The 12,400-nt window shown below is 63.8% G+C and carries 15 protein-coding genes; 9 read left to right on the top strand and 6 right to left on the bottom strand.

The window, feature by feature from the left end; translation table 11 throughout:
• Positions 1-2: 2 nt before the first annotated feature.
• Positions 3-1,013 carry a helix-turn-helix transcriptional regulator gene (locus tag BLR26_RS02470; RefSeq protein ID WP_045201720.1) on the bottom strand — a complete coding sequence of 337 codons (1,011 nt, stop codon included), beginning with the start codon at positions 1,011-1,013 and terminating at the stop codon, positions 3-5.
• Between the two features lie 206 nt (positions 1,014-1,219).
• Between BLR26_RS02470 and BLR26_RS02465 the strand changes: the two genes are divergently transcribed.
• From BLR26_RS02465 to BLR26_RS02440, 6 genes are all read left to right on the top strand, one after another.
• Positions 1,220-2,038 carry a tetratricopeptide repeat protein gene (locus BLR26_RS02465; RefSeq protein WP_045201722.1) on the top strand — a complete coding sequence of 273 codons (819 nt, stop codon included), beginning with the start codon at positions 1,220-1,222 and terminating at the stop codon, positions 2,036-2,038.
• Between the two features lie 94 nt (positions 2,039-2,132).
• The gene (locus BLR26_RS02460) at positions 2,133-2,585 is read left to right on the top strand and encodes a MarR family winged helix-turn-helix transcriptional regulator (protein ID WP_045201724.1); all 453 of its coding nucleotides are present in this window, start codon (positions 2,133-2,135) and stop codon (positions 2,583-2,585) included.
• Positions 2,582-4,672: an FUSC family protein gene (locus BLR26_RS02455; protein ID WP_093377461.1), complete on the top strand. Its 2,091-nt coding sequence runs from the start codon at positions 2,582-2,584 to the stop codon at positions 4,670-4,672. Before BLR26_RS02460 ends, BLR26_RS02455 begins: the two co-directional genes overlap by 4 nt.
• Positions 4,669-4,881 (top strand): DUF1656 domain-containing protein, encoded by a 213-nt coding sequence (locus BLR26_RS02450; protein WP_045201729.1) that lies wholly within the window; start codon positions 4,669-4,671, stop codon positions 4,879-4,881. Before BLR26_RS02455 ends, BLR26_RS02450 begins: the two co-directional genes overlap by 4 nt.
• Positions 4,878-5,753, top strand: coding sequence for an efflux RND transporter periplasmic adaptor subunit (locus BLR26_RS02445; RefSeq protein ID WP_093377456.1), 876 nt, complete (start codon positions 4,878-4,880; stop codon positions 5,751-5,753). Before BLR26_RS02450 ends, BLR26_RS02445 begins: the two co-directional genes overlap by 4 nt.
• The gene (locus tag BLR26_RS02440; RefSeq protein ID WP_093377451.1) at positions 5,750-7,150 is read left to right on the top strand and encodes an efflux transporter outer membrane subunit; all 1,401 of its coding nucleotides are present in this window, start codon (positions 5,750-5,752) and stop codon (positions 7,148-7,150) included. Before BLR26_RS02445 ends, BLR26_RS02440 begins: the two co-directional genes overlap by 4 nt.
• A gap of 13 nt (positions 7,151-7,163) precedes the next feature.
• Here the strand turns inward: BLR26_RS02440 and BLR26_RS02435 are convergent, their stop codons facing one another.
• A complete protein-coding gene (locus tag BLR26_RS02435; protein WP_038997749.1) occupies positions 7,164-7,910 on the bottom strand; it encodes a slipin family protein in 747 nt (248 codons plus the stop codon).
• Between the two features lies 1 nt (position 7,911).
• Positions 7,912-9,285, bottom strand: a complete 1,374-nt coding sequence (locus tag BLR26_RS02430) for an NfeD family protein (protein ID WP_093377447.1) — start codon at positions 9,283-9,285, stop codon at positions 7,912-7,914.
• A gap of 102 nt (positions 9,286-9,387) precedes the next feature.
• Between BLR26_RS02430 and BLR26_RS02425 the strand changes: the two genes are divergently transcribed.
• The 3 genes from BLR26_RS02425 (at position 9,388) to BLR26_RS02415 (ending at position 10,859) form a co-directional block, all read left to right on the top strand.
• Positions 9,388-9,846: an aminoacyl-tRNA deacylase gene (locus BLR26_RS02425; RefSeq protein WP_045201736.1), complete on the top strand. Its 459-nt coding sequence runs from the start codon at positions 9,388-9,390 to the stop codon at positions 9,844-9,846.
• A 61-nt stretch (positions 9,847-9,907) separates the two neighbouring features.
• A complete protein-coding gene (locus tag BLR26_RS02420; RefSeq protein ID WP_093377442.1) occupies positions 9,908-10,150 on the top strand; it encodes a DUF2789 domain-containing protein in 243 nt (80 codons plus the stop codon).
• A 70-nt stretch (positions 10,151-10,220) separates the two neighbouring features.
• The gene (locus tag BLR26_RS02415) at positions 10,221-10,859 is read left to right on the top strand and encodes a hypothetical protein (RefSeq protein WP_045201740.1); all 639 of its coding nucleotides are present in this window, start codon (positions 10,221-10,223) and stop codon (positions 10,857-10,859) included.
• A gap of 12 nt (positions 10,860-10,871) precedes the next feature.
• Here the strand turns inward: BLR26_RS02415 and BLR26_RS02410 are convergent, their stop codons facing one another.
• From BLR26_RS02410 to BLR26_RS02400, 3 genes are all read right to left on the bottom strand, one after another.
• Complete coding sequence (locus BLR26_RS02410; RefSeq protein WP_093377437.1) at positions 10,872-11,312, bottom strand: CBS domain-containing protein; 441 nt, start codon at positions 11,310-11,312, stop codon at positions 10,872-10,874.
• 174 nt (positions 11,313-11,486) lie between these two features.
• Positions 11,487-11,930, bottom strand: a complete 444-nt coding sequence (locus BLR26_RS02405; protein ID WP_093377433.1) for a DUF805 domain-containing protein — start codon at positions 11,928-11,930, stop codon at positions 11,487-11,489.
• 10 nt (positions 11,931-11,940) lie between these two features.
• Positions 11,941-12,291: a hypothetical protein gene (locus BLR26_RS02400; RefSeq protein WP_093377428.1), complete on the bottom strand. Its 351-nt coding sequence runs from the start codon at positions 12,289-12,291 to the stop codon at positions 11,941-11,943.
• Positions 12,292-12,400: the final 109 nt, after the last annotated feature.

The raw sequence follows: 12,400 nt of genomic DNA, 5'->3' as shown, positions 1-12,400 counted from the left end.
GCTCAGGCGCTTTGGTACTGCGCCGCAGCATTGTTGAGGGTTTCGGCAATTTGCTGGCGCAGGCTCAGGGGCTGCTCGACGATCAGCCCGTCACCCTGGCTCAGTAGCCACCAGCGCAGCTGCCAGCTGTTGCTGACGGTAGCTTTGAGGCGGTGCCCGGCGTCCAGCGGGGTCAGGTGCATATCGGCCGACAGCGGCGTCTCGCGCACCAGGCGGGCGAGGTTGTCGCTGATCCAGGCCTGCAGTTCGATCTTGTCGGTATCGCCGAACTGCAGGGCGTCGCTGCGCAGGTACGCTTGCAGGTCGAAGGCGCGCAGGCCTTCGGTGGGGCTGTCGAGAATGCGCAGTTTGCGAAAGCGATGCACGGCGAACTGGCGTATGTCGGTATAGGGCGCAGCGGTGGCAATCAGGTAGCTGACCTGGCCGCGCTGAATCAACGCCAGCGGGTTGAGGGTCAGTTCGCTGAGCTTGTCGTTGTGCGCCGAGTAGTACTGGCAGTGCAGCTGGTATTCCTCAAGCAGCGCATGCTGCACGGTCTCGAGGATACTGTCGGGCACTTCCGGGGCCTGCATGTTCATGTCCGGGCGTACGCTGGCGACCTTGTCCAGCCAGCGCGCCACCTTGTTCGCTCCCGACAGGTGTTCGAGCTTCTGCCGGGCATGGCTGAAGCGCGGGTCCAACACCTTGAGCATGCTCCCCGGCAACAGCGGGCGTACCGCCTCTTCCACCAGCGCCAGGCTCAGCGCCTCACTGACACTGATACCGCGCAATTCAATGCAGGCGTTGGCTGCCCAGTGCCAGCCGTACGGGATGCTCTTGTCGTTGCGCTCCAGCGGAAAAATCAGCGAAAGCTCGTTGAGATCGCGTTCGATGCTGCGCTTGCTGATGGTGAATCCTGCGTCCTGCAGGCGGCCAACCAGCTCGGCACTGGTAATGCCCGGTGAGCGGCTGGGCAACTGGCGCAGCAACTCCCATTGGCGGCTGAGGGTGGCGCGTGTCGTGGCGGAGGGCAAAAGGTGGCGTCCTTGTCTAGGCTTGCGGTTGTAGCATGGCGCCAGCGCAGTGATATGGCAATTAGCCATTTATGTATCCAGATCAAGGATGAAGCAGTTGAGTGCCCTAACTGAATCGTTCGCGACAGGTTTTGTCGTGGCCGTGCGCAGAATCACGCCTCATCACTCCCGCTGTTGGATCTGTGGGTAGTTCAATGAGGACGAACATGTCAGCTGCAAGCAACATCTACCCACTGCTTGAGCGCCTGTTGCCCGAGCGGATCATCCCTGCGCCCGGCCGCCCTGGCCGCCTGCAGCGGTTGTACGCCGGGGTCGGCATGCCCAGCCAGCGGGCAGTGCTGGGCGAGAGTTTCGCCCTGATCAGCCGCCTGGACGAAGCCAGCGACCTGCAGGCGGTGTACGACGACCTGCGCGCCCAGGCCCTGGAAGGCAACGTCGGCGCGCTCAACGACCTGGGCTGGATCTGGCTCAATGGCAAGTACTGGCGCGCCGACCCGACCCTGGCCGGGCACCTGCTGCGTATGGCGGCCCTGCAGGGCAGTGCCGCAGCCTGGTTCAACCTCGGCCAGCAGCATTACTTCGGCAAGGGAGTGGAGGTCGCCTATGCCAGTGCGGCAGAGTACTACCAGCAGGCGTTCGAGCGTGGCCTGGAACACGCCGCCGCGGCGTTGGGTGATCTCTACGAAGAAGAAATCTGTGACAGCGACAGCCAGGACTGGCAGGTCGACCTGCAGCAGGCCTACCGCTGGTTCCTGCGCGGCGCCCAGCGCGGTGACGCACGCTGCCGCTTCGAGGTCGGCTATCGCCTGCTGCATGGGCTGACGGTCAACGTCGACAGCAAGGCCGCCGTGTACTGGCTGGAACTGGCCGCCGTGGCCGGAGTGATGCAGGCTGCCGAAGAGCTGGCGGTGCATTTCAGCGAGGTCAACAACGCCCTGCGTTACCTGTTCTGGCGCGAGCAGGCGATCAGCCTGGGCAGCAAGCTGGCGCTGAACATGAAGCTGGACGATCAACTGCAACCTTGAACATGACGTTTGTCAGCCACTATTGACGGCAGGGGCGGTGATCGAAGAATATTGATAGTTAGCAAACTATGAATATAGCCACGAACCTCCCTTCATGACCCTCGACGCACTGCAACTCAACATCAGCAGCGGCATGGTGGTGGCCGGCCGGCACTGGCGGCGCATATGCCAGGCGACCCTGGCCGGCTACGGCATTTCCGAAGCCTGCGCGGTCCCTTTGCTGATGATCGTGCGCCTGGGCGATGGCGTGCACCAGGTCGCCGTAGCCCAGGCGGCGGGGCTCGAAAGCCCGTCGCTGGTGCGCCTGCTCGACCAGCTGTGCAATGCAGGTTTTGTCTGCCGTACGGAAGATCCGGTCGATCGCCGGGCCAAGGCTCTGAGCCTGACCGCCAGCGGTCGGGTATTGGCCGAAGCCATCGAAGGCGAACTGGTGCGCCTGCGCCGCGAAGTGCTACAGGGCATCGACGAAGCCGACCTGCTGGCCACCCTGCGTGTGCTGCGCGCCTTCGAAGACGCTGCCCAGCGCACCCCGGGCGTGCCGACGTGAACGGTTTTTTCAGCTCGATGCCGCCGGCGCGCGACTGGTTCTACGGGGTGCGCACCTTCGCCGCGTCGATGATCGCCCTGTACATCGCCTTGCTCATGCAACTGCCCCGGCCTTACTGGGCCATGGCTACGGTGTATATCGTCTCCAGCCCGTTCGTCGGGCCCACCAGTTCCAAGGCCCTGTATCGCGCCATGGGCACCTTGCTCGGCGCTGCCGGGGCGGTGTTCCTGGTGCCGCTGCTGGTGCAGACGCCAGTGCTTTTGACCGTCGCCGTGGCGCTGTGGACCGGCACCTTGCTGTTCCTCTCGCTGCACCTGCGCACCGCCAACAGCTATGCGTTGATGCTGGCCGGCTACACCCTGCCGATGATCGCCCTGCCGGTGGTCGACGACCCGCTGGCAGTGTTCGACATTGCCTCGTCGCGGGCCCAGGAGATCTGCCTGGGCATCGTCTGTGCGGCAGTGGTCGGAGCGATCTTCTGGCCACGGCGCCTGACCCCGGTGCTGGTTGGCGCCACTGGCAACTGGTTCAACGAGGCGATCCGCTACAGCGATACCTTCCTGGCCCGCGAGGCGACTGCCGATAAAGTCGGCGGCTTGCGTGCCTCGATGGTCACCACCTTCAACTCGCTGGAGCTGATGATCGGCCAGTTGTCCCATGAAGGCGCACGGCCGCAAACGGTGAAGAATGCCCGCGAGCTACGTGGGCGGATGATCCACCTGCTACCGGTGATCGATGCCCTCGACGACGCCTTGCTCGCCCTCGAAGGCCGTGCCCCGGCCCAGAGCGAACAGCTGCAGCCATTGCTGAGCGAAGCCCGCGCCTGGCTGCAGGGCACCGCGCAGGATCCATCGCCGGCACGCTGGTCGGCGTTGCGTGCGCACATCGAACATATGCAACCGAGCGCCGCCGCCCTTGATGAGCGCGCCTCGCTGCTGCTGTCCAACGCGCTCTATCGCCTGGCTGAATGGGCCGACCTGTGGCAAGACTGTTGTAGCCTGCAGCACGCCATCCGCAACGAAGACCTCTCGCCCTGGCGCGCGGTGTATCGGCACTGGCGCCTGGGCCGGCTGACGCCGTTCTTCGACCGGGGGCTGATGCTCTACTCGGTGTTCTCCACCGTCAGCGCGATCATCGTTGCCACCACCCTGTGGATTTTGCTCGGCTGGGGCGACGGCGGCAGCGCGGTGATTCTCGCCGCCGTGGCCTGCAGCTTCTTTGCCGCCATGGACGATCCGGCGCCGCAGATCTACCGGTTCTTCTTCTGGACTTCGCTGTCGGTGCTGTTTGCCAGCCTTTACCTGTTTCTGGTGCTGCCCAACCTGCATGACTTTCCGATGCTGGTGCTGGCCTTCGCCATACCGTGCATCTGCGTCGGCACCCTGACCGTGCAGCCGCGCTTCTACCTGGGCACCTTGCTGACTATCGTCAACACCGCCTCGTTCATCAGCATCCAGGGCGCCTACGACGCCAACTTCCTGACCTTCATCAACGCCAACCTGGCCGGGCCGGTGGGCTTGCTGTTCGCCTTCGTCTGGACCCTGGTGGTGCGCCCGTTCGGCGTTGAGCTTGCGGCCAAGCGCCTGACCCGTTTCAGCTGGCACGACATCGTCGGCATGACCCAGCCGGCCACGCTGGCTGAGCACCGGCACCTGGGCGTGCAGATGCTCGACCGGCTGATGCAGCAACTGCCGCGCCTGACCCAGACCGGCCAGGACACCGGCACCGCCCTGCGAGACCTGCGCGTGGGCCTGAACCTGCTCGACCTGCTGGCCTATATGCCACGGGTCGGCGCGCAGCCGCGCCAGTTGCTGGAGCGGGTGGTGGAAGAGGTGGGCGAACACTTTCAGGCCTGCCTGGACGCGCGCCGTCGGCTGCACGCGCCCGAGGTGCTGTTGCAGAGCATGGAGCGCGCCCGTCGCGCCCTCAACCTCAACGACCTGGCCGACAGCGCCGAGGCCCGGGTGCACCTGTTGCACGCCTTGAGCGGCCTGCGCCTGGCGCTGTTGCCGGGGGTCGAGGTGGTGCTTGAGCCATCCGACGATCAGCAACAACTGCCCTATGGCATCGATGGAGCGCCGCTGTGATCGGAGATCTGGATATCAGCGGGGTGTTCCTGCCCACGCTGCTGGTGATGATGGTCGTCACCTATTTGCTGTTTCTCGGTGTGCACGCGCTGCTCAACCGCGTGCATTTCTACCGCCTGGTCTGGCACCGGGCGTTGTTTAACGTTGCGCTTTACGCCGTGCTGCTCGGCACGGTCGATCACTTTTGCCGAAACCTGATGCTGCCATGAAAAAACCCTTGTTGACCCTGGGCCGCGTGGTCCTGACCCTGCTGGTAGTGACGCTGGCGACCGTGTTGGTCTGGCAGATGGTCATGTACTACATGTTCGCCCCCTGGACCCGGGATGGGCACATCCGCGCCGACGTGATCCAGATCGCCCCTGATGTTTCCGGTTTGATCCAGCAGGTAGAGGTACGCGACAACCAGGTGGTCAAGCGTGGCGACGTGCTGTTCACCATCGACCAGGACCGCTTCCACCTGGCCCTGCGCCAGGCCCAGGCGACCCTGGCCGAGCGCAAGGAAACCCTGGCCCAGGCCCAGCGCGAAGCCCGGCGTAATCGTGGCCTGGGTAACCTGGTGGCCGCCGAGCAACTGGAAGAGAGCCAGTCGCGCCAGGCCCGCGCTGAATCGGCCCTGGCCGAAGCCCAGGTGGCGGTGGATGCTGCGCAGTTGAACCTCGACCGTTCAGTGGTGCGCAGCCCGGTTGATGGCTACCTCAACGACCGCGCACCGCGTGCCCACGAGTTTGTCAGTGCCGGGCGGCCGGTGCTGTCGGTGGTCGACAGCGACTCCTACCACGTCGATGGCTACTTCGAAGAAACCAAGCTGGCCGGCATTCACATCGGCCAGGCTGTGGATATCCGCGTGCTCGGCGACAACACCCGCCTGAGCGGGCGGGTGCAGAGCATTGCCGCCGGTATCGAGGACCGCGACCGCAGCAGCGGCGCCAACCTGCTGCCCAACGTCAACCCGGCGTTCAGCTGGGTGCGCCTGGCCCAGCGGATCCCTGTGCGGATTGCCTTCGATGAGGTGCCGGCAGACTTTCGCATGATCGCCGGGCGTACGGCGACGGTGTCGATCCTTGAGGACAAGGGCCAATGAAACGGCTGTCACTGCTCGGCTTGAGCCTGCTGCTGTCGGCCTGCCAGATGGTCGGGCCGGACTACAACGTGCCCGAGGATGCCGCGATCCAGCGCGCCGACTTGCAGGGCCAACTGCGCCAGGACGCCAGCAGCGTGGTCTCGGCGCCCGTGCCGAAAGACTGGTGGCACCTGTATCAGGACGAACGCCTCAATGAGCTGGTGCGCCAGGCCCTGGCGGCCAACAGCGAACTGCGTGTGGCGGCGGCGAACATCGCCAAGGCCCGTGCCCAGGTCGAAGAGGCCGAAGCCCAGGGTGGCCTGAACGGCGGTGTGAAGCTGGGTGCCCAGCGTTTGCAGGAGTCTGGCGAAGCCTTTTTGCAACCAGAGAAAGTGCCGGTGGCCAACATCGGCGAGGCGATCATCAGCGCGTCTTACCAGTTCGACCTGTGGGGCACCCTCAAGCGTGGCGTCGAGGCCGCCCAGGCCAATGCCGACGCGACCCAGGCCGCCGCCGATACCGCACGCATCACCCTGGTGGCCGACGTGGTACGTGCCTACACCCAGGTCTGCGCGGCCAACGAGGAATACCATATCGCCCATGAGTCCCTGGACCTGCAGCAGCAGAGCGTGACCCTGACCCAACGCCTGCGCGATGCCGGGCGTGGTGACGAAACCCAGGTGACCCGCTCGCAAACCCAGTTCAAATCCTTGCGCGCCGAGCTGCCGCGTTACCAGGCTGCGCGTGAAGCGGGCCTGTACACCTTGTCGATGCTGCTGGCCAAGCCGCTCAACCAGTTGCCGGCCGGAACCGCCGATTGCGCCGAGCTGCCGCATATCGCCCAGGTGCTGCCAGTGGGCGATGGCGCCGCGCTGCTCAAGCGCCGTCCGGATATCCGCCAGGCCGAACGCAGCCTGGCCGCGGCCACGGCGACTATCGGCGTAGCCACCGGGCAGTTGTATCCGGACATCAGCATCGGTGCCCAGGTGGGCACCATCGGTATCCTGGAAAACCTCGGCAAACCTGCGACCAACCGCTGGGGCTTCGGCCCGCTGCTGACCTGGAATGTACCGACCAACGGTTCGCGGGCGCGCATCCGTGAGGCGCAAGCTTCGACCCAGGCGGCGCTGGCGCATTTTGACGGGGTGGTGCTCAACGCCATTCGCGAAACCCAGACCAGCCTTGCGCAATACAGCGCCTTGCTGGAGCGCCGCGATGCCTTGGCCGATGCCGAGCGTTCGGCGCAACTGGCGGCAGACCAGACCCATAGGTTTTACCAGGCCGGGCGTGAGTCGTTCCTGGCGGACCTGCAGGCGACCCGCACCTACACCGAGATGCGCGCGCAACTGGCGGCGGCCAATACCCAGGTGGCGATGGGGCAGATCGGCTTGTTCCTGGCGTTGGGTGGTGGCTGGTAGCTCGCGATGAGTCTCACTTATCCACAAGCCCTTTAAGCATCTCTATCGGCAACGGAAAGACAATCGTCGACGACTTGTCGCCAGCAATGCTGCCCAGGGTCTGCATGTAGCGCAGCTGCATCGCCCCCGACTGGCGGCCGAGCATTTCTGCCGCTTGCATCAGTTTCTCCGAGGCTTGCAGTTCACCTTCGGCATGGATCACCTTGGCCCGCCGCTCACGTTCAGCCTCAGCCTGGCGGGCAATGGCGCGGATCATCGACTCGTTGAGATCGACATGCTTGATCTCGACGTTGGCCACCTTGATGCCCCAGGCATCGGTTTGCGCATCCAGCACCTGGCGGATGTCCAGGTTCAGCCGTTCGCGCTCGGCCAGCAGTTCGTCCAGCTCATGCTTGCCCAGCACCGCGCGCAAGGTAGTCTGCGCCAGTTGGCTGGTGGCCATGAGAAAGTCCTCGACCTGGATGATCGCCTTCTGCGGGTCGAGCACGCGAAAGTACAGCACCGCGTTGACCTTGACCGAGACGTTGTCGCGGGTGATGACATCCTGTGGCGGCACATCCAGCACCACGGTGCGCAGGTCGACCCGGACCATCTGCTGGATCCCCGGAATCAACAGCACCAGCCCCGGCCCTTTGACCCGCCAGAAGCGCCCGAGCTGGAACACTACCCCGCGCTCGTATTCACGCAGGATGCGAAAGGCCGACAGCAACAATACCGCCAGCAGCGCCAGCAAGGCGCCAAAGCCCAGTTCGAAAAACATCTCAGTCTCCTTGCGCCGGTGGTTGTGCCTCGGCGCTGACGTCCAGTAGTACGCCCTTGCGTGTCATCACCCGGACGCGTTGCCCCACCTGCAGTGGCGTCTGGCACTGGGCCTGCCACTGTTCACCCTGCGCCTGCACCGAACCGATGAACGGGTCGCTGTCATTGACCGCCATCACCGTCGCCAGGCTACCCACCAGCCCGGCATCGCCACTGACCAGCGCGCGCTGGCGCGCCTTCATGGCCATGCCCAGCACGCCGCCGAGCAGCAGCGCCGAGAGCAGGGCGAGGGTCAGGATCAGCGCCAGGGGGATGCCGAAGCCGGGCACGTCGGTGTCCATCAAGATCACCGCGCCGACCACGAAGGCAACGATGCCGCCAAAGCCGACCACGCCAAAACTGGGCAGGAACGCCTCGGCAATCATGAAGGCGATGCCAAGCAGGATCAGCGCCGCGCCGGCATAGCTCACCGGCAACAACTGCAAGGCATACAGGGCCACCAGCAGACAGATGCCACCGATCACCCCGCCGACCCCGGAGCCCGGGCTCATGAACTCGAACATCAGCCCGTAAATGCCGATCATGATCAGGATCAGCGCCACGCTGGGGTTGGTGATCACCGCCAGCAGGCGCGTGCGCCAGTCCGGCTCGCGTTCGATGATGCTGACGTTGGCGGTGTGCAACTGCACGGCTTGGCCGGCGGCTTCGAGGCTTTTGCCATCGAGCTGGCGCAGCAGGTCGGGCAGGTCGTTGGCGATGCGGTCGATGACTTTCAGGCGCAAGGCTTCGTTGGCCGGCAGGCTGACCGATTCGCGTACCGCCTGTTCCGCCCAGTCGGCATTGCGCCCGCGCAGTTGCGCCAAACCGCGAATATAGGCGGCAGCGTCGTTGATCTGCTTGCGGGTCAGGGTGTCTTGTTCGCTGCTCGGTGCTGGCTTGTCGCCGGTGGGCGCAGCCGGGTCTTTCGGTGGGCCTGGCATCCCGCCGATCTGCACCGGCGTGGCGGCGCCGAGGTTGGTGCCCGGGGCCATGGCCGCGACATGGCTGGCGTAGAGAATATAGGTGCCGGCGCTGGCCGCCCGGGCGCCACCGGGGGCGACGAAGGTAGCGACTGGCACGGGGCTGGCGAGGATCGCCTTGATGATCGCGCGCATCGAGCTGTCGAGCCCGCCCGGGGTGTCGAGGCGGATGACCACCAATTGCGCCTGCTGCGTCTTGGCCTGCTCCAGGCCGCGTATCAGGTAGTCGGCACTGGCCGGGCCGATGGCGTCGTCGATACTCAGTACCAGCACCGGATTGCCGGGCGCAGCCCCGCCGCTCGTCAGGGCGCCGAGCATCAATAAAACCAGCAGGTGCCGACACCAGCGAGCGATCACCTGAATTCACCCGGGCTGTGCGTGTCCAATAAGTTTAGTCGGCTGCTTGCGGCAGCACGGCCTAAACTTCAGAAGTGGGGGCGCTGTATCCGGAGGTGCATCATGCGTATGGCAAAAACCCTGCAGCAGTGCCTGGACAAGGCCGGCTGCGACTACGACATCATTTCTCACCCGCACTCATCCACCAGCCTTGAGTCGGCCCGTACCGCTGGAGTGCCCGCCGAGCGGGTGGCCAAGTCGGTCATGCTCGACGACCGCCATGGCAACTATCTGATGGCCGTGCTACCGGCCAACCGTCACCTGGACATGAGCAAGGTGCGCGCCACCGGCGCCTGGCAAATGACCCATGAAAGTGGGCTGCCCCATCTGTTCGGCGACTGCGAGCGTGGCGCCATTCCGGCACTGGGCGATGCTTACTCGATCAAGATGCTGCTCGACCCGACCCTGACCCGTCAGGGCGATATCTATGTCGAGGCTGGTGATCACGATCACCTGATCCACATGAACATGACGCAATACCTGAAACTGGTGCCGAACGCCGAAGTGCGTGAGGTTTGCTGATGATCAACCCACTGCCAGGCTGGCGTCGTGGATGCCCGGCCTGGCCCCCAAGGAGTCACGCATGGAATCAAATATTCATCCGTTTTCGGAGCTCTTCAAACAGCTGGGCCTGGCTGATGATCCCCAGGGCATTGACCAGTTCATCACCAGCCACTCGCCGCTCAAGAATGAAATAAAGCTGGTTGATGCACCGTTCTGGACCGAGAGCCAGCGGGCATTTCTCAAGGAAAGCATTATCGAAGACTCCGACTGGGCCGTGCCGTTCGACCAGCTGAACGAGGCGCTGCGGCGTCCGAAAAAATAAACGCCGAGCGGCACATCGACCGGCGAATGGCGTTGCTATGCTCAGGAAAAACAACAAGGGGACAGCGCCAATGAAAGATCCCTATGCCGCCGGTTTCTGGTGTGCCGTGACCGCCCTGGGGCTGCTGACCGTCGGTTATTTCTATGGAATCAAACAGACCCACCAGTTGGGTCAGGCTCTGGTATTTCTTTACGCCGCCGGGGGCGTGATCGGGGCGCTGGCCCTGACCGCGCTGGCGTGGATTGCCTGGCAGCAACTGCGGGTGAGCAAACGCCAGTTGGCCCAAGGGCGAACCTTGGTGGCTATCTGGAACACCAAGGTTGCCTTGCGCCGGGTCGAAACCGTCTTCGACCGTTATTTCTGGGGCAGTTACTGGCAGCCCGGGCGTACCTTCCAAGAGGTAATGGGCGAGCTTGAAGGCACGCCGCTGGAGCAGAGCCTGGAAGCGCTGAAACGCCAATGCCGCGAGCTCGACCGCGAAACCCATGACCACCGCCGCCACTGGCTGGACAACGCCCGCGAGCTGTCTACGGTTGCCACTGCAATGGCCCGGGAGCGTTATCAACTGGACTTGTGCGACTCGCAGCAGAGCAGCGGGCGCGGCGCCGCGGTGCTCAACCGCGACCTGGAAGTGCTGGTGTACACCTGGTCAGCGCGCCTGCGCAGCTTCGACCACCAGCTCGATGAGCTGGAGGGCGAATACCGCTGAGCGTGCCGCGAATCAGTCGCCGCGAATGTACTGTTCCAGTTGCAGAATCATGTTGGCCTGTTCGGCGATGGCTTCCTTGACCAGGTCGCCAATCGACAGCAGGCCCAGCAGCTCGCCGTTCTCGACCACCGGCAGGTGGCGCAGGTGACTGTTGGTCATCATGTTCATGCAGTACTCGACGTTCTGGTGCGGGTCGACGGTAATCACCGGCGCACTCATGATCGCACTGACCGGCGTGCCTACCGAACTGCGGCCCTTGAGCACCATCTTGCGCGCGTAGTCGCGCTCACTGACGATCCCCACCACACACCCATCCTGCACTACCGGCAGGGCACCGACGTTCTTCTCGGCCATCAACCGCAGCGCATCGAGCACCATGTGGTCGGGGCCGATGGTGTGAACCTGGTGGTGCTGCTGGGCTTTTGTTTTTAGAAGCTGTGCCACGGTTTTCATAGAGGCCTCTGCGATGCTGGGAGTGGGTGACGGCAGATAGCTAAAGAATCGTGTACAGATCGCTGCAGGGCAAGGGCGAAAGCGGCATCGATGTGATTGAAAAACGTCATGGGCGCAAAAATGCCAAAGCGGCCAATGATGGCCGCTTTGCTTTGACTCTCGATCAAGCCGTGATCAGGTGTTTTTCGGGTTTGGGCCGAAACGGTTCGGGCCACGCTGGCTGTCCTGGCACAGGAAGATCAGGTTGACGAGCGGGAACAGCAGCCACCAACCGCTACGGTCGGTGTCGTGCATGCGCCGAACGGCTACGGCAATGCCCGGGACCAGCAACGCCACGCTGTACAGGTAAGCGAAGAGCGTGCCGGTACGGAGCTCGCGGTCGAGATAGGGCACCAGCATGTACACCAGGAAGGTGACCAGGATGAACAGCCAGTATTCCTGGCGGCGTGACCGACCGGAGAACAGGGCGTATTTCTTCAGTAGTTCAACGTACCAGATGCCGGCTGGCGCAGGTGCTGCAGTGAAGGTTGCAGCAGGTTGCGGTGCACCGCAGGCTGGGCAAGCCACGGCGCTGTTGTGGATTTCCTTGGCGCAGCCACGGCAAAAAACCATATTCATGTGTTGTCCCTTACATGACTAGCCAGATCAGCAAAATGAGCAAAATGCCTGACAACACCGCGCCAGTAATTGCCATGTAGGTTCGCGGTTCTTTTTTGACCAGGCTGAGCGAGCTCAGGACCAGCCCGGTGAGTGCAAACAAGCCCATCCCCCACAGGGTGTTACGATCCCAGCTGGCTGGTTCGAACAGCGTCAATACACAGGCGATGCACAGGATCAGCGAGCTGGCTGCCATCCAGGACAAGCGCTTGCCGGCAGGTTGCGTGGTGGCAGAGGGAGTCTGAGGGGCGCCGCACTGTGGGCAGCTGGGCGCCGTTTCATGGATTTCCATGGCACAACCGCGGCAAAAAACCATTGCCATGACAATTCCTTTTGATAGTTCCGCTTGCGTGGCGCAGCGCAGGGCGCGGCGGAGTTTATCAAAGACTTCGACGTTGGCGTAACAGCGACGGCGCCCTGCTGACCTCCCG

Source organism: Pseudomonas sp. UC 17F4 (genome assembly GCF_900101695.1).
In the GTDB taxonomy this organism is placed as follows: Bacteria; Pseudomonadota; Gammaproteobacteria; order Pseudomonadales; family Pseudomonadaceae; genus Aquipseudomonas.
This window is presented reverse-complemented; position numbering and strand designations above follow the sequence as displayed.